This is a genomic window from Streptomyces sp. CNH287 (assembly GCF_000424825.1).
In genome coordinates this window covers 111388-127447 of record NZ_AUKQ01000004.1, presented here as the reverse complement: position 1 = coordinate 127447, position 16060 = coordinate 111388, and the positions used below count along the sequence as shown (strand labels likewise).

Genomic DNA, 16060 nt, shown 5'->3' with positions numbered 1-16060 from the left:
GCCGGATGAGGCCGGGTGAGGCCGGTCTAGAGCCGGAGCAGCGCGCGGTCCAGGGTGCGGACGCCGAAGTGCAGGGCATCCACCGGCACCCGCTCGTCCACGCCGTGGAAGAGCGCCTGGTAGTCGAAGCCGGCCGGGAGCTTGAGCGGGGTGAAGCCGTACCCCTTGATGCCCAGCCGGGAGAACTGCTTGGCGTCGGTGCCGCCGGACATGCAGTACGGCACGACGCGGCCGGCCGGGTCGAAGTGCTCCAGCGACTCGCGCAGCACGGCGTAGGCCGGCGAGTCCACCGGCGCCTGGAGCGCGACCTCCTGGTGGTGGTACTCCCAGTCGACGTCCGGGCCGGTCAGCGCGTCCAGCGTGGTGCGGAACTCCTCCTCGCCACCGGGCAGCATCCGGCCGTCGACGAAGGCGGTGGCGCTGCCGGGGACGACGTTGACCTTGTAGCCGGCCTCCAGCATCGTCGGGTTGGAGCTGTTGCGCACGGTGGGCGCGACCAGCTCGGCGGCGGGCCCCAGCTGGGCCAGCAGAGCGTCCACGTCGAAATCGGGGGCGTCCAGGTCGGGGGCGCCCAGGCCGTGGAGGCGGGCCAGTTCGGTCAGCGCCGCCCGTACGGTCGGGGTCAGCCGCACCGGCCACTCGTGCGCGCCGATGCGGGTGACGGCGGCGGCGAGCATGCTCACCGCGTTCTTTCGGTTGACCTTCGAGCCGTGCCCGGCCTTGCCGCGCGCGGTCAGCCGCAGCCAGCCGGTACCCCGCTCCCCCGCTGCGACCGGGTAGAGCCGCAGCCCGTCACCGGCGTGGAAGGTGAAGGCGCCGGACTCGCTGATGCCCTCGGTGCAGCCCTCGAAGAGGCCGGCGTGGTGCTCGGTCAGATAGCCCGAGCCGTAGTCGGCGCTGTCCTCCTCGTCCGCCGTGAAGGCCAGCACGATGTCCCGGCGGGGACGCACCCCGGCGCGGGCCCAGGCGCGGACGACGGAGAGCACCATCGCGTCCGCGTTCTTCATGTCGATGGCGCCACGGCCCCAGACCACGCCGTCGCGGATCTCGCCGGAAAAGGGGTGGACGGTCCAGTCGGCGGGCTCGGCGGGCACCACGTCGAGGTGGCCGTGCACCAGCAGCGCGTCGGCGGAGGGGTCGGTACCGGGGATGCGGGCCACGACGTTGGTGCGATCCGGCGCCTTCTCCAGAAGGACCGGCTCGATGCCCGCCTCCGCCAGCCGCTCCGCGACGTACTCGGCGGCCTGCCGCTCGACGCCGTCGCCGCGGCCGTGGTTGGTGGTGTCGATGCGGATCAGCTCGGAGGTGTAGGTGACCACCTCGTCGAGCGCCCGCTGGTCGATGTGCGCGCCCTGGACCTCGCGGGTCTCCTGGGCGGTGGACGCGTCAGCCATACTGCTCCTCCACGGCGGACGAGACGACGGTGGTGACCGCCTTGAAACACCGGATGCCTTCGTACATGTTCGGTGAGGTGTAGGCGACCCGGCGCTCGCCGGTGCGCTCCACCCCGGGCACGACCGTGGCCGCACCGGCCAGGTGCTCCGCGTCGAACTCCATGACCACCTCGTGCGGCCCCCGCGCGGCGGGCTCGTGCCGTACGGCCAGCGCCGCGGCCTCGCGGGCGGCGGCGCGGATGTCCCGCGCGGTGACGGCGGGCGTACGGCAGACCGCCGCGTAGCGCGAGACGTAGTCCTTGACCGCCGCGGTGCGGGCCTGCGGCGCGTACCCCTTGGCGTCCTCGCAGGCGAGGTCGTCGCCGGTGACCAGCACCACCGGGACGCCGTACTCGGCCACCACCAGGGCGTTGAGCAGGCCCTCACTGGCGCGGGTGCCGTCCACCCAGACGCCGGTGAGGGAGTTGGCCAGGTAGGTGTGGGCGAGGACGCCCTCGGCCCCGGCGGCGGCGTGGTAGCCGACGAAGGCGATGCCGTCCACGTCGCCGTGCTGCACGCCCTCGACCATGCTGAGCGACTTGTGCCGGCCGGTGAGCATCTGCGCGCGGTCGTCCAGCTGCTCCAGCAGCAGGTTGCGCATGGTCCAGTGGGCCTCGTTGACGAGGACCTCGTCCGCGCCGCCGTCCAGGAACCCGGCGATCGCCGCGTTGACGTCGGAGGTGAACATCGGGCGGCAGCGCTCCCACTGCGGCGTCCCGGGCAGTACGTCGGCGGGCCAGGTGACGCCGGTGGCGCCCTCCATGTCCGCAGAGATCAGGATCTTGCTCATGACGTGCCACGGTACGCCGTCGCGGACCCCGGCAGTACCCCGGTCAGCGGTTACTGAGGTCCAGACCTCTGCAAGATTCTGACCGGGTCCGGACCGCCCGGCCTGACCCGACGCAAATTGCCAGACAGGCCCTAACCCTCCGTGCGCGCGGCGAGCCGCTCCAGCACCGCGTCGTGAATCCGGGCGAGCCCCTTGGGCGCGAAGGCCTTCTCGAAGAAGCCGCCGATGCCGCCCGCACCGTCCCAGACCGTGGTGACGGTGACCCGCGCGGCTCCGGCGCCGCCGCCGGGGGTGACCCGCCAGGTGGTGACCATCGAGGAGTTCCGGTCCTTCTCGACCAGTTCGCCCTCCGCGGGCTCGGTCACCTCCAGCAGGCAGTCGCGCACGCGCTTGCTGGTTGCCTGGAGCCTCCAGTGCACGAGGGTGCCCGCGCCTTCGCCGCCCTCCCGCACCTCGTACTCGCTGTACTGCTCGGGCAGCAGTTCCCGCCGCGTTCCGCGGTAGTCGGCGAGCGCACCGAAGACCTCCTCGGGCTTCGCCTGGATCTCCCGCTGGGTGGCCGCTTCGACCTGCGCCATTGCTCCTCCTGTGATGGTCACCGGCGGTCGCCTGCGGACCGCTCCGAACTCGTCGGCCAGCCAACCATCCGGACGCCCCCCGCCAAAATCCGGCTTGACGGCTACGATGGGAACAGTTGTTCTATTCACGGCACACGGCAGACCGCCCGACGCCCGCCCGACGACCACGAAGGAGGCGCCATGCGCTGGGACCACCTCAGCGGCGACGGCCCGGCCGCGCTGTTCGACAGCGACAGCGTCGTCACCCGGACGTTCGACACCCCCGAGTTCAGAGGCATCACCTTCCACGAAGTACGCGCCCGGTCGATCGTGAACCGGGTCCCCGGCGCCTCCCGGATGCCGTTCGAATGGACGGTCAACCCCTACCGGGGCTGCACCCACGCCTGCGTCTACTGCTTCGCCCGCCGCACGCACGGCTATCTGGACCTCGACACCGGCACCGGCTTCGACTCCCAGATCGTGGTCAAGACCAACGCACCCGAGCTGCTGCGCAGGGAGCTGGGCTCCCGGCGCTGGAACGGCGAGCACATCGCGATGGGCACGAACGTCGACTGCTACCAGCGGGCGGAGGGCCGGTACCGCCTGATGCCCGGCATCCTCACCGCGCTGCGCGACTACGCGAACCCCTTCTCCGTCCTCACCAAGGGGACGCTGATCCTCCGCGACCTCGCCCTGCTGCGCTCGGCCGCCGCCGTCGCGGATGTCGGTGTCTCGGTGTCGGTCGGCTTCACCGACGAGGAGCTGTGGCGCACGGTCGAACCCGGCACACCCGCACCCGACCGGCGCCTGGACGTCGTGCGCACGCTCGCCCGGAGCGGTATCCCCTGCGGCGTCCTGATGGCGCCCGTCATCCCCTTCCTGAGCGACTCGCCCGCCCAGCTGCGCGCCACCGTACGGGCGGTGGCGGCGGCCGGGGCGGCCTCCGTCACCCCGCTCACCCTCCACCTGCGGCCCGGCGCCCGCGAGTGGTTCCTGCGCTGGCTCGGCATCCACCACCCGCGGCTCGTCCGCCACTACGAGGCGCTGTACGCCGACGGCGCCTACGCCCCCACGTGGTACCAGCGCCGGATCACCGGGCAGGTGCACGAACTGGCCAACGAGTACGGGATCGGGCCGTCCGCGCCGGGCGCACACCGAATGCCGCCCGGACAGGCCGCCGAGGCCGCACCTGGTGGGGCGGCACCCGGCGACGGAGCGCCCGACGAGGCGCGCCAGGGCACCCAACTGACCCTGCTCTGAGGCTGGTTGTCGCCGTATAGCGCGTGCGGGCACGCGGTGCGAAGATCCCGGCATGTCTGATCTCACCCATGTCTTCGCACCCGAAGGGGTCGCACCCCGCAACGGCTACAGCCACGTCGTCTGGGGCGAGGGCCGGTTCATCGCCGTCTCCAGCCAGGTCCCGCTCGACGCGCACGGCACGCTCGTCGGGAAGGACGATCCCTACGCCCAGACCGCCCAGATATTCGAGAACCTCCGGCTGTGCCTCGCCGAGGCCGGGGCGACTCTTGAGGACGTCATCAAACTGACCTTCTACATGACCGACTTCAGCATTCTCCCCGCCGTGCGCGAGGCCCGCGACGCCGTCATCGACAAGGACCGCGGCCCCGCGAGCACGGCGATCAAGGTCACCGGATTAGTACGTGACGACATCCTGCTCCAGATCGAGGCGTTCGCCGTCGCCTGACCGGGGCGCCCGGCGCCGCGCGGCGGGCGGACGGCCCGCACGTCCGCCCGCCCGCGGTCTCAGACTCCGCGGGCCCCCGCTTCGGCCGGTACGGCCTCGGGCTGGGCCGCCCCCGTCCGCACCGCCGCCGCGGCCACCGCGGGCCGAGGGCGCAGCAGGTCCGGCAGCAGGGTGCCGATCCCGGCCACGGCCAGCGCGGCACCGAGCCACAGCGGCGCGCGCAGCCCGTACCGGTCGATGCCGAGGCCGCCCAGCCAGGAGCCGATGACGACGCCCAGCGTGATGAAGGACGAGTGGACCGTGTTGACCAGCGGCCGGGCGTTGGCGGTCCGCTGGACCCGGGTGGCCATCGCCGGGTTCATCGTGACGCCCACCAGGCCTATGCCGAGCATGGCGGGCACGGCCGCCGCGCGCACGTCGGCCAGGAGCGCGAAGCCGAGGAGGAAGACGAAGTTCAGGCCGAGGCCCCACAGCTGGACGGTGAGGGTGTACCGGTCGGCGAGCCGCCCGACGACGTGGTTGCCCACCACTGTGGCGGCGCCGTACGCGATGAGCAGCAACGGGACGGTGCCGGTGGCGAATCCGGTGATCTCGGTCAGGATCGGGTTGAAGTAGCTGAACGCGGAGAAGGTCGCGCCGATCAGGAAGGTGCTGGTGGAGAACGCCAGCCACAGCCGGCCGTTGCGGAACGCGCCCAACTCCTGCCGGAAGCCGGCGCTCTGGGTCCGCGCCACCGAGGGCACGCCCGCCACCGTGGCCAGCGCGGCGAGGGCGGCCAGCGCGGTGATGACCCAGAACGCGCTGCGCCAGCCGAAGCGTTCGCCGACCAGGGTGGACAGCGGGAGGCCGAGGAGCGTGCCCAGCATCAGCCCGTTCATGACGGCCGCGATGGCCCGCCCGCGCACCTCCGGGCGCACCAGCTGGACGGTCATCGAGATGGCGACGCCGAAGAAGGCGGCGGAGGCGGTCCCGGTGATGAGGCGCGCGGCGAGCATGACCCCATAGGTGGCGGCGGAGGCGGCCATCACGTTGCCCGCCAGGAAGACGGCGAACAGCACCAGGAGGGCGCGCTTGCCGGGCAGCCGCAGGACGGCAACGGCCAGCAGGGGGCCGCCGACGGCCATGGCGAGGGCGAAGGCGGTGATGAGGTAGCCGATGTGCGGGATGGTGGCGTCCAGCCCCTCCGCCATCTGGGGCATCAGTCCGGCGACGACGAATTCGCTGGTCACCATGGCGAAGATGCCCATGGCGAGCAGGTACACGGCTCGTGGCATGCGGGGTTCCCTGGGCTAGTTTTGGATTGATTGGTACGAAACTTGGGCACACGTGCACCTGGCCATCGGCGGAAGGCGTGGGAGGTCTGGCGGAACGTCAGCGAGGGGCGGGCGCCGGAGCGGCGGGAGTCAGCGAGGGCCGGGGGTCAGCGCGTCCATGGCCGTGGCCGCGATGGCCTCCAGGGCGGCGCGGCCCGCGCCGCCCTGCCCGGAGACCCGCATGCCGCCGATCACCGCGTTGACGAAGCGGGCGAGGGATTCCGCGTCCCGCTCCGCCGCGATGTCACCGGCCCGCTGCCCTGCCTCCAGCACGTCGCGCAGCGCGGCGAGCCGGAGCGCGAGGTCGCGCTCCAGCATGGCGGCGACCTCCGGGTCGCGGTCGGCCAGCTCCACCGTCGCGTTGACGGTCAGGCAGCCCTGGCTGCGACCGCCCCGCCGCCCCTCCGCCTCCCTCTCGACGATCACGGCGAACAGCTCCCGGATGCGCTCGGCGGCCGGGCGCGACACGTCCTCCAGAAGCGCCGACTGCGGGGCGTTCATGGTGTCGATGTAGTGGGCGAGCGCGCGCCGGAAGAGGTCGTGCTTGCTGCTGAAGGTGTTGTAGATGCTGCTGCGGCCCAGGCCGGTGGCATCGCACAGGTCCTGGGTCGAGGTGGCCTCGTAGCCGTTCGCCCAGAAGGCGTGCATCGCCGCGTCCAGGGCCCGCGCCTCGTCGAAAGTCCTCGGTCGGGCCATGGCGGTAACGTACCACGTTCTGGACTGATCGTTGCAATACTTTCGGGGCAGGCTGAGCGGCTCGGGTTCAGGTGGTGAGCGCCTCCAGGGTCACCAGGGAAGTCGCGCCCCCGGCCTCGTGGCGCACCTGGAGGCGCACCACGTGGGCGCCCTCCGCGGTGGCCGGGTCGAAGGACATCTCCAGGCAGACGTCCTGCTGGCAGTACTCCTCCGGCTCGGCGTCCGGGTAGTTCTCCCGCAGCCAGGGCCCGACCTGCGCGCGGGGCATCCGGAACGTCCCGTCCACGGCCGTGTCCAGCCATTCGGCCATCGAGCAGTCCTCGTCGGCGGCGGCTGGCGGAAGCTCGCCGTGCGCGAAGGACATGGCGCGCGAACAGCTGATCTCCGTATGGGTGCGGAAGGGGTCGTCGGTGGTGGCGAAGGAGTACACCGCCCAGGCGAACCACCCCGTGAACGCCAGGCAGGCCGCCCCGGCGCCCCAGGCCAGCACCCGTACGGCCCGGCGCACCCGCCGCCAGCCGGGCCCGCCGCGCCCGGCCGGACCGTCCGCCTCCGTCGCCGCCCGCGCGCCGTCCGGCTCCCCCACCGCATCCCCCGCTCCCCCGCGCGCCCGGTCCCTACGCCCGGGGATTGTGCCAGCCGGGCCGGCTACGCGTCCTCGCGGGGCGGGGCGTCGTCGTTGCCCCGGCGGATCGTGCGGACGGGGCGGCCGGGCTGCCAGACGTCCATGCAGATGTCGGGCATCACCAGGTAGGTGCGGACCACCTCGGACAGCTCGGCCCGGAAGAGGTGGAACACCTCCGGCACCTCACCCTCGGGCGCGTCCTGGGTGAAGGGGGCCGGCTCGGCCGGGTCGGTCACCTCCACGGCGCGGCCGGAGACGCGGGCGTCGCCCTCCGCCAGTTCGGCGCCCGGACCGGGATTGGCGTACAGGGCGAACCGCCCGTCGCGCCGCAGGTCGAGCGCCTTGCGGGAGCCGGGCATCATGCCGAGCCACAGCTCGCCCCGGCTGAAGTTCGCCTCCAGGCCCGTCAGCCTCGGCGCGCCGTCCGCCCGCAGCGTGGCCAGGACGTGGTGCTTGTACGCGCCGAAGCGGCTCCGGATGGTCGCGGCGAGGTCCGGTGCGGCGGCCTCGAAGCCGCCCCAGCGTGCGGTCCGTGTCGTCCGTGTCGTCATGCCCCATGCTGGCGCCGATACCCGACATCCTCTGTCGGGTATCGGCCGGGCGGCCGTACGGATGCCCCGGGCGCGCTACTGGTGCGCGGCGATGAGCGGCTCCAGCGCGAAGTCGGGGAACTCACGCTCGAAGGAGCTGACGTGCCAGCGGCTGGGGAAGAGCCCCAGCCACACGCCGTCCCGCACCCGCAGCATCGCCTCGCCGTGCACCAGCCGGGAGCGGTTGAGCGCCTCGGCGCCCTCCAGATCGGTGGCGCGGGCGGCGCTGTAGGCGAGCGGCTCCAGCCGCACCGGCGCGGTGAACTCGTTCTCCATCCGGTGCCGCACGACGTCGAACTGCATCGGCCCCACCGCCGCCAGCACCGGCGCCTGGTCGCCGCGCCGGTCGGAGACCAGCACCTGGACGACGCCCTCCTCGTCCAGCTGGGCGATGCCGCGCCGGAACTGCTTGGAGCGGCCGATGTCCACCGGGCGCACCACCGCGAAGTGCTCGGGCGCGAAGGTGGGCATCGGCGGGAAGACCGCGCGGCGTTCGGCGTAGAGCGTGTCGCCGACCCGGAGCGCGGCGGCGTTGACCAGGCCGACCACGTCGCCCGGGTAGGCCGTCTCCACCGAGGTGCGGTCCTGCCCGAAGACGCTGTGCGCGTACTTGGTCGCGAACGGCCTGCCGGTCGCCGCCTGTTTGACCGTCATGCCGCGCTCGAAGACCCCGGAGCAGACCCGTACGAACGCGATCCGGTCGCGGTGCGCGCGGTCCATGTTGGCCTGCACCTTGAAGACGAGGCCGGAGAAGGGGGCGTCCAGGGGGCGTTCGCCACCGCCGTCCAGTTCGCGCGGGCCGGGCGGCGGGGCCATGTCCACGACGGCGTCCAGCAGCAGCCGTACGCCGATGTTGGAGACGGCGGCGCCGACGAAGACCGGGGTGGACTTGCCCGCGAGGAACTCCGCCGGTTCGTGCACACCGCCGGTCTCGCGCAGCAGGGCCAGCTCCTCGGTGGCCTGCTCCCACTCCTCGGCGTGGTCGGCCTCGGCCTCCTCCGCGCTCAGCACCTCCTCGACGGCCTCCTTGGCACCGCCGGGTGCGCGGGTGTAGCGCAGCATCCGGTCCGGGTCGCGGACGTCGACCAGCCCCCGCAGGTGTCCGGCGATGCCGACCGGCCAGGTGACCGGGGTGGGCTTGAGGCGGAACTCGCGCTCGATCTCGTCGAGCAGCTCCAGCGCGTCCCGGCCCGTGCGGTCCCACTTGTTGATGAAGGTGATGACGGGGACGCCACGGTGGCGGCAGACGTCGAAGAGCTTGCGGGTCTGCTCCTCCAGGCCCTTGGCCGCGTCGATGAGCATCACCGCGCAGTCCACGGCGGCCAGCACCCGGTAGGTGTCCTCCGAGAAGTCGGCGTGCCCCGGGGTGTCCAGCAGGTTCAGCACCACGCCGCGGTGCTCGAACTGGAGCACCGCGGAGGTCACCGAGATGCCGCGGGCCTTCTCCATCTCCATCCAGTCCGAGGAGACGCCGCGCCGCCCGGCCTTGCCGTGCACCGCGCCCGCCGAGGTGATGGCGTGCGCGTGCAACGCCAGGGCCTCGGTCAGTGTCGACTTTCCCGCGTCCGGATGACTGATCACGGCGAAGGTACGCCGTCGGGCGGCCTCGCTCTTCGCGTCCCCGCTCAACAAACCCGCCGCCCGTTCGCTCCGTGTGATCTCACCCGCAAACCCTACTCCCCGTCGGGGCGTCGACTCTCCGTGACTTGGCGCGCACGCCCGGCCCCCGGGCTCTTCCGGACACGGCCGCCCGCCCGGCGGCCGGCCGAGGGGCTCTGAGAACATCGCACGCATGCGGATACGGGAGATGACGGAGGCGGACGTCGACGCGGTGGCGGCGGTGCGCGTGCGGGGCTGGCAGTTCGCGTACGCCGGGCTGATGCCGCAGTCGTACCTGGACGCGATGTCCCCGCGGCAGGACGCCGAGCGGGGGCGCCAGACCTTCGCCCGCGCCCGCGCGGTCACCAGCAGCCTCGTCGTGGAGGACGACGCGGGCCAGGTCATCGGCTGGGCGGCGCTGGGGCCGTACCGGGACGAGGAACCGGAGGAGGGAGCGCAGGAGGACACGGCCGCGGGCCCGCCCGGAGATCGGCCCTCCGCCTCGGACGGCGAGCTGTACGCGCTCTACCTGCGGCCGGAGTGGATCGGCACCGGCACCGGGCGCGAGCTGCTGGAGGCCTCGCTGGCACAGGCGGCCGAGCGGTCCTTCCCGCGCGTCCTGCTGTGGGTCGTCGAGGGCAACACCCGCGCCCGGCGCTTCTACGAGCGGGCGGGCTTCACCGCCGACGGGGCGCACGTCTCGTACGACGTGGAGGGCGTGCCCGTACCGGAGGTGCGGTACGTACGGCGGCTGGCGGACCGTACGGCGGCGTGGGCCGCAGAGCCCGGCCGGGAGTCCGCGCCGGGCAGCGGCTGAACCCGGCGCGGCGGACGGCACGGGGAGCCCGCCGCCCGCGCGCACGCGCCGCTGACCCTCAGCCGCCCGCTCTGGCCAGCGCGGCCTGCGCGGCCGGGCGCAGCCGGTGGTGGACGGCGGCGTCCCGCAGGACGGGGCGGGCCCGCGCGTCGCCGATACGCCCCAGCCCCTCCACGCAGGCGAGCGCGAGCGGCCAGTGCGGACCGGGCCCGTCCAGCAGCCTGCCCAGCAGCGAGACGAGCGCCGGTACGGACTCGGGCGCGCGCAGGGCGACCAGGACCCGGACGGGGTGCAGGGCGTACGCCGTCCGCAGCTCGTTCGTCGCCAGCGCCGCGGCGGCGCGTGCGGTGCGCGGGTCGCGGAGCCGTACGAGCGCGTGGGCGGCGGTGGCGCCGCGCAGCGGGTCGCGGTAGTTGAGCAGGAAGACGAGGGTCTCGAAGGCGCGCCGGTCGCCCGCGCAGCCCAGCGCGAACGCGGCCATCTCCTGTGCCCACAGAGGGCGTCCGCTCTCCGCCAGCACCGCCGCCAGCGCGTCCCGCGCACCAGGCCCGCAGTCCCGCGCGAGCGCCTCCAGCTCCATCCGGTCGGCTTTCGCACCCCGCCGGTCCGTCTCCGCGCGGACTCTGCTCAGGAGCTGCTCGAACTCTCTGCTGTCCTGCGGTTCCGACAGTGCACCGGTTGTCATAGAGCCCCCTCAGGTGCCATTGAACCGCACGCGCGGGCGCGGCTACAGAGTCCGTACCCGCGCGGAAGTGCGCGGAACGGCCCGGGGCGGCCCGGGGAGAGCGCGGCGGGCCGTGCGCGTGGCCAAGAGGCAGCCCGAGCGCCTCCAAGGTCACATCGCCGACCCTCTGGCGTTCTTGTTACTGACGGGTTAGCCTGCTCATCAGAGCGGTACCACCGCTCAGGCGGCCTGGTGACGCAGCCGCCGAGAGTGCAGTCGGTTCGGCGACCTGAATGCGGCACGGCCCCGGGACAGGGCCGGCCGGATCTCCCGCTCCCCCGCCCCGCGCGGGTGGACGCGCGGCAACCCTCATCAGCCACGCCCCCGTCGGGGGTCCGTGGCACACACTCTCTGGAGTCCCGTGATGGACCGTCCCTCCCTCACCACCATCGCCGTGATCGGCCTGGGCACCATGGGCACCGGTATCGCCGAACTGCTCGTGCGCGCGGGCCGCGAGGTGATCGGCATCGACATCGACGCGTCGGCCGCCCGCCGGGCGGTGACCGCGCTGGAGAACTCCACCGCGCGCGCCGTCGAGCGCGGGCGGATCACCCCCGCCGAGCGCCGGGAGGCGCTGGCGCGCTTCCGTACCTTCCCCGAACTGCGCGCCGCCGCCGACGCGGACCTGGTGATCGAGGTGGTGCCCGAGGACTACGACACCAAGTGCCAGGTCTTCGCCGCCCTCGACGGCATCGTCAAGCCCCAGACCGTTCTGGCCACCGGGACCAACGCGCTCTCGGTGACCCGGCTGGCCGCCGACTCGGACCGGCCCGAACGCGTGCTGGGCCTGCACTTCTTCCACCCCGCGCCCGCCATGCGGCTGGTCGAGATCGCCTCCTCGGTGCTGACGGCGCCCGAGGCCGTGGCCGCCGTCACCCATCTCGCCCGCGAGCTGGGCAAGGACCCGATCGCGGTCGGCGACCGGCCCGGATTCGTCGCGGACGGCCTGCTGTTCGGCTACCTCAACCAGGCCGCGGCGATGTACGAGTCGCGGTACGCCAGCCGGGAGGACATCGACGCGGCGATGCGGCTGGGCTGCGGCCTGCCGATGGGCCCGCTCGCGCTGCTGGACCTGATCGGCATCGACACCGCGCGCACCGTGCTCGACGCGATGTACGCCGAGTCCCGCGACCGGCTGCACGCCCCCGCCTCGATCCTGCGGCAGCTGAGCGACGCCGGGCTGCACGGGCGCAAGTCCGGCCGCGGCTTCTACACCTACGCCTCCCCCGGCGGCACCGAGGCGGTGCCGGACGCGGCGGTGCCGTCTGCCGCCGGTGCCCGCGCCGCCGCCCGTACCGTGAAGTCGGTCGGCGTGGTGGGCTCGGGCACGATGGCCGCCGGGATCGCGGAGGTCTTCGCGAAGGCCGGATACCCGACCGTGCTGGCCGCGCGCAGTCAGCACAAGGCGGAGGCGGCGAAGGACCGGCTGGCCGCGTCGCTGGAGCGGTCGGTCGCCAAGGGGCGGCTGAGCGCGGCCGACCGGGACGCCGCGCTGGCGCGGGTGACGCCCACGGGCTCGCTGACGGCGCTGGCCTGGGTGGACCTGGCGGTCGAGGCCGTCGCGGAGGACCTGGCGGCCAAGCGGCAGCTGTTCACCGCGCTGGACCGGGTGTGCCGCGAGGGTGCGGTCCTGGCGACCACCACCTCCTCGCTGCCGGTCGTCGCCTGTGCCCGGGCCACCTCCCGGCCGCAGGACGTGATCGGGATGCACTTCTTCAACCCCGCGCCCGCGATGAAGCTCGTCGAGGTGGTCCGCACCGTCCTGACGGGCGACGAGGCGCACGCCACCGTGCGTGAGGTCTGCGGGACGCTGGGCAAGCACCCGGTGGACTGCGGGGACCGGGCGGGCTTCATCGTGAACGCGCTGCTGTTCCCCTACCTGAACAACGCGGTGAAGATGGTCGGGGAGCACTACGCCTCGCTCGACGACATCGACTCCGCCATGAAGCTCGGCGGCGGCTACCCGATGGGCCCGTTCGAGCTGCTGGACGTGGTCGGCCTGGATGTCTCGCTGGCGATCGAACGGGTGCTGCACGCGGAGTTCCGCGACCCGGGGCTCGCCCCCGCGCCGCTGCTGGAGCACCTGGTCGCGGCGGGCTGTCTGGGCCGCAAGACAGGCCGTGGCTTCCGCGAGTACGCCCGGCGGTGACCGGCGCCGGAGTGCCCGGCGGCGGCTGGGGCGGGCTGCTGGACCCTCCGTCCGGCACACCTCCGCCAGAAGCTGTCACACCGTGTAGCGTTCACCACATGCCGGAGCCCGCGAAGCCTTCCCGTTCCCCCGCCGCCTCCTCCCAGCGCCTCAAGCTGCGCCGGGAGTTGGCCGCCGCGGCGATGGAGCTGTTCGCGACCAAGGGCTACGAGGCGACGACGGTAGACGAGATCGCGGCCCGGGCCGGAGTCGCCCGGCGCACCTTCTTCCGGCACTTCCGCTCCAAGGAAGAGGCCATCTTCCCGGACCACGACGACACCCTCGTACGGGCCCAGGCGGTGCTGGAGGCGGCGCCGGCGCACGAGCACCCGCTGGACACGGTGTGCCGGGGCATCAAAGAGGTCATGAAGATGTACGCCGCCTCGCCCCAGGGCAGCGTCGAGCGGTACAAGCTCACCCGTGAGGTGCCCGCGCTGCGCGAGCGCGAGATCGCCTCGGTGGCCCGGTACGAGCGGCTGTTCACCCGCTATCTGCTGGGCCACTTCGACGAGGCGGCGCACGGCGACATGGTCAGCGACTTCGACGAGCCGCTGCTCGCCGAGGTCGCCGCCTCGGCCGTGGTCACCGCGCACAACCACGTGCTGCGGCGCTGGCTGCGCGGCGGCGGCGCGGGCGACGTGGAGGCCCAGCTCGACCACGCCTTCGCGATCGTGCGGCGCACCTTCGGCACCGGCTTCGGCGCGGGCCGCGCCGACGCGGGCGGCCGGCCCTCGGCGGCGGAGACGGCGCGGCGGGGCGAGGTGCTGGTCACCGTGGCCCGTACGGACGCGCCGCTGGCCGCGATCATGAACTCCATCGAAGAGGCGCTGCGCAAGCACTGAGCAGGGGCGTCGCCCCAGGCGCCGGCGCCGGAGCTTGACTTCATCTTTGGTTGAAGTACAAGCCTGTGCTCATGACTACCCACGACATCACTCAGCAGCTGCGCACCCTCACCGACCACGCGGAGATCACCGCCCTGCTGGACAGCTACCAGCACTCCCTGGACCAGGGCCCCTTCGACCTCGCGTGGGCGGCAGACCACTACACCACGGACGCCCGTATCGAGGTCCCGGTCGGCGTCGCCGAGGGGCACGCCGAGATCGCCCGCTCCACCACCGAGGGCATCGGCCTCTTCGCCCGCACCCAGCACCTCGGGCTGAACTACGCGATCTCCCTCGGCGGAGACGGCGACGGCGCCACCGTGCGGGCGAACGTGGTGAGCATCCACGTGCTGCGCGGCGAGCGTCCCGCCGACCATTTGTTCGCCTCCGGCGGATGGAACGACTACGCGCTGCTGCGTACGCCCGACGGCTGGCGCATCCAGCGCCAGTCGATGCACCTGACCTGGACCCAGGGCGAGCCGCCGCAGCTGCCCGCGACGAACTGAGTGCCGCCCCGGGCACACCCAGGCGCTCATCTGTGGACAGCGCCCGACATGCGAGTGGAATTTTTGGCACCCAGTGTCTTGCGTCTTGGCACTGGGTGCCATAACGTCGTCCCCAGTCCGGGCGCTGTCCCCATGGATCTCACCCCCGTGCGTGCCCGGACGCCTGCGTCACAGGCACCCTCGTGCGCCCACCCGGCGCCGCGGAACCCGCACCGCACGTCACGCCGAACCGACGGCACTGCCTCAGCACCGACGTCCCCCAGAGCGTTTCCCAACGCGCTTCGCCGGAGGCATTACCGTGAACAAGATCCTCGACGCGATCCTCGCGTCCGACACAACGGCCGAAGACTTCGCCGCGCTCGAACTGCCGGAGTCCTACCGCGCGGTGACCGTGCACAAGGACGAGGCCGAGATGTTCGCCGGGCTCGAGAGCAGGGCGAAGGACCCGCGCGAGTCGCTGCACCTGGACGAGGTCCCGGTGCCCGAACTCGGGCCGGGCGAGGCGCTGGTGGCCGTGATGGCCTCCTCGGTCAACTACAACTCCGTGTGGACCTCGATCTTCGAGCCGCTGCCGACCTTCGCGTTCCTGGAACGCTACGGGCGGCTCTCCCCGCTGGCCAAGCGCCACGACCTGCCGTACCACGTGATCGGCTCCGACCTGGCCGGTGTCGTGCTGCGCACAGGGGCCGGGGTCAACTCCTGGCAGCCGGGCGACGAGGTGGTGGCGCACTGCCTCTCCGTCGAACTGGAGAGTTCCGACGGGCACAACGACACCATGCTCGACCCGGAGCAGCGCATCTGGGGCTTCGAGACCAACTTCGGCGGGCTGGCGGAGATCGCCCTCGTCAAGTCCAACCAGCTGATGCCCAAGCCCGCCCACCTCTCCTGGGAGGAGGCGGCCTCGCCCGGACTGGTCAACTCCACCGCCTACCGGCAGCTGGTCTCCCGCAACGGCGCCGGGATGAAGCAGGGCGACAACGTGCTGATCTGGGGCGCCTCCGGCGGACTGGGCAGCTACGCGACGCAGTTCGCGCTCGCGGGCGGCGCCACGCCCATCTGCGTGGTCTCCAGCGACCAGAAGGCGGAGGTCTGCCGCCGGATGGGCGCCGAGGCGATCATCGACCGCAACGCCGAGGGCTACCGGTTCTGGCAGGACGAGCACCGCCAGGACCCGCGGGAGTGGAAACGTTTCGGCAAGGACATCCGCGAACTGACCGGCGGCGAGGACGTGGACATCGTCTTCGAGCACCCGGGCCGCGAGACCTTCGGCGCGAGCGTGTACGTCACCCGCAAGGGCGGCACGATCGTCACCTGCGCCTCCACCTCCGGCTACCAGCACGAGTACGACAACCGCTACCTGTGGATGTCGCTCAAGCGGATCGTCGGCTCGCACTTCGCCAACTACCGGGAGGCGTGGGAGGCCAACCGGCTGGTCGCCAAGGGCCGCATCCACCCCACCCTCTCCAAGACCTACCCCCTGACGGAGACCGGGCAGGCCGCGTACGACGTGCACCGCAACCTCCACCAGGGCAAGGTCGGCGTCCTGGCGCTGGCACCTGCGGAGGGCCTGGGCGTGCGCGACCCCGAACTGCGCGCCGTGCACGCCGAGGCGCTGAACCGCTTCCGGGACGTGTGA

16 protein-coding genes are annotated in these 16060 nt (G+C 72.8%); 7 read left to right on the top strand and 9 right to left on the bottom strand.

The annotated features are described in order from the left end of the window. Nucleotides 1–26 precede the first annotated feature (26 nt). The 3 genes from H299_RS0103475 to H299_RS0103465 form a co-directional block, all read right to left on the bottom strand. Nucleotides 27–1394, bottom strand: coding sequence for a M20/M25/M40 family metallo-hydrolase (locus H299_RS0103475; RefSeq protein WP_027747275.1), 1368 nt, complete (start codon nucleotides 1392–1394; stop codon nucleotides 27–29). Further along, the gene (locus H299_RS0103470; RefSeq protein ID WP_027747274.1) at nucleotides 1387–2223 is read right to left on the bottom strand and encodes a M55 family metallopeptidase; all 837 of its coding nucleotides are present in this window, start codon (nucleotides 2221–2223) and stop codon (nucleotides 1387–1389) included. The genes H299_RS0103475 and H299_RS0103470 overlap by 8 nt, the downstream gene beginning before the upstream one ends. A gap of 131 nt (nucleotides 2224–2354) precedes the next feature. After that, nucleotides 2355–2801 carry an SRPBCC family protein gene (locus H299_RS0103465; protein WP_027747273.1) on the bottom strand — a complete coding sequence of 149 codons (447 nt, stop codon included), beginning with the start codon at nucleotides 2799–2801 and terminating at the stop codon, nucleotides 2355–2357. A gap of 180 nt (nucleotides 2802–2981) precedes the next feature. Here H299_RS0103465 and H299_RS0103460 point away from each other — a divergent pair, with 180 nt between their 5' ends. Together H299_RS0103460 and H299_RS0103455 are read left to right on the top strand one after the other, a co-directional pair. After that, complete coding sequence (locus H299_RS0103460) at nucleotides 2982–4040, top strand: Rv2578c family radical SAM protein (RefSeq protein WP_027747272.1); 1059 nt, start codon at nucleotides 2982–2984, stop codon at nucleotides 4038–4040. Nucleotides 4041–4092: 52 nt separating this feature from the next. Next, the gene (locus H299_RS0103455; RefSeq protein WP_027747271.1) at nucleotides 4093–4485 is read left to right on the top strand and encodes a RidA family protein; all 393 of its coding nucleotides are present in this window, start codon (nucleotides 4093–4095) and stop codon (nucleotides 4483–4485) included. Nucleotides 4486–4544: 59 nt separating this feature from the next. On the opposite strand, the gene H299_RS31955 is transcribed toward H299_RS0103455, so the two are convergent. The 5 genes from H299_RS31955 to H299_RS0103430 form a co-directional block, all read right to left on the bottom strand. After that, nucleotides 4545–5759 carry an MFS transporter gene (locus H299_RS31955; RefSeq protein ID WP_078512436.1) on the bottom strand — a complete coding sequence of 405 codons (1215 nt, stop codon included), beginning with the start codon at nucleotides 5757–5759 and terminating at the stop codon, nucleotides 4545–4547. A gap of 129 nt (nucleotides 5760–5888) precedes the next feature. Then, a complete protein-coding gene (locus tag H299_RS0103445) occupies nucleotides 5889–6494 on the bottom strand; it encodes a TetR/AcrR family transcriptional regulator (RefSeq protein ID WP_027747270.1) in 606 nt (201 codons plus the stop codon). A 67-nt stretch (nucleotides 6495–6561) separates the two neighbouring features. Then, nucleotides 6562–7080 carry a hypothetical protein gene (locus H299_RS0103440; RefSeq protein WP_051262092.1) on the bottom strand — a complete coding sequence of 173 codons (519 nt, stop codon included), beginning with the start codon at nucleotides 7078–7080 and terminating at the stop codon, nucleotides 6562–6564. Nucleotides 7081–7142: 62 nt separating this feature from the next. Beyond that, nucleotides 7143–7670 (bottom strand): pyridoxamine 5'-phosphate oxidase family protein, encoded by a 528-nt coding sequence (locus H299_RS0103435; RefSeq protein WP_027747268.1) that lies wholly within the window; start codon nucleotides 7668–7670, stop codon nucleotides 7143–7145. A 75-nt stretch (nucleotides 7671–7745) separates the two neighbouring features. Continuing rightward, entirely contained in the window at nucleotides 7746–9338 is a 1593-nt protein-coding gene (locus H299_RS0103430) for a peptide chain release factor 3 (protein ID WP_486587135.1), read from the bottom strand. Between the two features lie 163 nt (nucleotides 9339–9501). Here H299_RS0103430 and H299_RS0103425 point away from each other — a divergent pair, with 163 nt between their 5' ends. After that, entirely contained in the window at nucleotides 9502–10125 is a 624-nt protein-coding gene (locus tag H299_RS0103425) for a GNAT family N-acetyltransferase (RefSeq protein WP_106965712.1), read from the top strand. A 58-nt stretch (nucleotides 10126–10183) separates the two neighbouring features. On the opposite strand, the gene H299_RS31950 is transcribed toward H299_RS0103425, so the two are convergent. Next, nucleotides 10184–10810, bottom strand: a complete 627-nt coding sequence (locus H299_RS31950; RefSeq protein ID WP_486587134.1) for a HEAT repeat domain-containing protein — start codon at nucleotides 10808–10810, stop codon at nucleotides 10184–10186. A 403-nt stretch (nucleotides 10811–11213) separates the two neighbouring features. Here H299_RS31950 and H299_RS0103415 point away from each other — a divergent pair, with 403 nt between their 5' ends. The 4 genes from H299_RS0103415 to ccrA all read left to right on the top strand — a co-directional run bounded on the left by H299_RS0103415 (nucleotide 11214) and on the right by ccrA (nucleotide 16060). Next, a complete protein-coding gene (locus H299_RS0103415; RefSeq protein WP_027747265.1) occupies nucleotides 11214–12998 on the top strand; it encodes a 3-hydroxyacyl-CoA dehydrogenase family protein in 1785 nt (594 codons plus the stop codon). A 98-nt stretch (nucleotides 12999–13096) separates the two neighbouring features. Continuing rightward, the gene (locus H299_RS0103410; RefSeq protein WP_027747264.1) at nucleotides 13097–13879 is read left to right on the top strand and encodes a TetR family transcriptional regulator; all 783 of its coding nucleotides are present in this window, start codon (nucleotides 13097–13099) and stop codon (nucleotides 13877–13879) included. Between the two features lie 71 nt (nucleotides 13880–13950). Then, complete coding sequence (locus H299_RS0103405) at nucleotides 13951–14424, top strand: nuclear transport factor 2 family protein (protein WP_027747263.1); 474 nt, start codon at nucleotides 13951–13953, stop codon at nucleotides 14422–14424. Nucleotides 14425–14722: 298 nt separating this feature from the next. After that, on the top strand, nucleotides 14723–16060 hold the full coding sequence (ccrA, locus tag H299_RS0103400) for a crotonyl-CoA carboxylase/reductase (protein ID WP_027747262.1): 1338 nt from the start codon (nucleotides 14723–14725) through the stop codon (nucleotides 16058–16060).

Excerpts from the sequence above, each read along its gene's own strand:
- H299_RS31955 (WP_078512436.1), bottom strand. The coding sequence starts at position 5,759 with ATGCCACGAGCCGTGTACCTGCTCGCCATGGGCATCTTCGCCATGGTG.
- H299_RS0103465 (WP_027747273.1), bottom strand. The coding sequence starts at position 2,801 with ATGGCGCAGGTCGAAGCGGCCACCCAGCGGGAGATCCAGGCGAAGCCC.
- H299_RS0103470 (WP_027747274.1), bottom strand. The coding sequence starts at position 2,223 with ATGAGCAAGATCCTGATCTCTGCGGACATGGAGGGCGCCACCGGCGTC.
- H299_RS31950 (WP_486587134.1), bottom strand. The coding sequence starts at position 10,810 with ATGACAACCGGTGCACTGTCGGAACCGCAGGACAGCAGAGAGTTCGAG.
- H299_RS0103415 (WP_027747265.1), top strand. The coding sequence starts at position 11,214 with ATGGACCGTCCCTCCCTCACCACCATCGCCGTGATCGGCCTGGGCACC.
- H299_RS0103410 (WP_027747264.1), top strand. The coding sequence starts at position 13,097 with ATGCCGGAGCCCGCGAAGCCTTCCCGTTCCCCCGCCGCCTCCTCCCAG.
- H299_RS0103435 (WP_027747268.1), bottom strand. The coding sequence starts at position 7,670 with ATGACGACACGGACGACACGGACCGCACGCTGGGGCGGCTTCGAGGCC.
- H299_RS0103445 (WP_027747270.1), bottom strand. The coding sequence starts at position 6,494 with ATGGCCCGACCGAGGACTTTCGACGAGGCGCGGGCCCTGGACGCGGCG.
- H299_RS0103475 (WP_027747275.1), bottom strand. The coding sequence starts at position 1,394 with ATGGCTGACGCGTCCACCGCCCAGGAGACCCGCGAGGTCCAGGGCGCG.
- H299_RS0103405 (WP_027747263.1), top strand. The coding sequence starts at position 13,951 with ATGACTACCCACGACATCACTCAGCAGCTGCGCACCCTCACCGACCAC.
- H299_RS0103460 (WP_027747272.1), top strand. The coding sequence starts at position 2,982 with ATGCGCTGGGACCACCTCAGCGGCGACGGCCCGGCCGCGCTGTTCGAC.
- H299_RS0103455 (WP_027747271.1), top strand. The coding sequence starts at position 4,093 with ATGTCTGATCTCACCCATGTCTTCGCACCCGAAGGGGTCGCACCCCGC.
- H299_RS0103425 (WP_106965712.1), top strand. The coding sequence starts at position 9,502 with ATGCGGATACGGGAGATGACGGAGGCGGACGTCGACGCGGTGGCGGCG.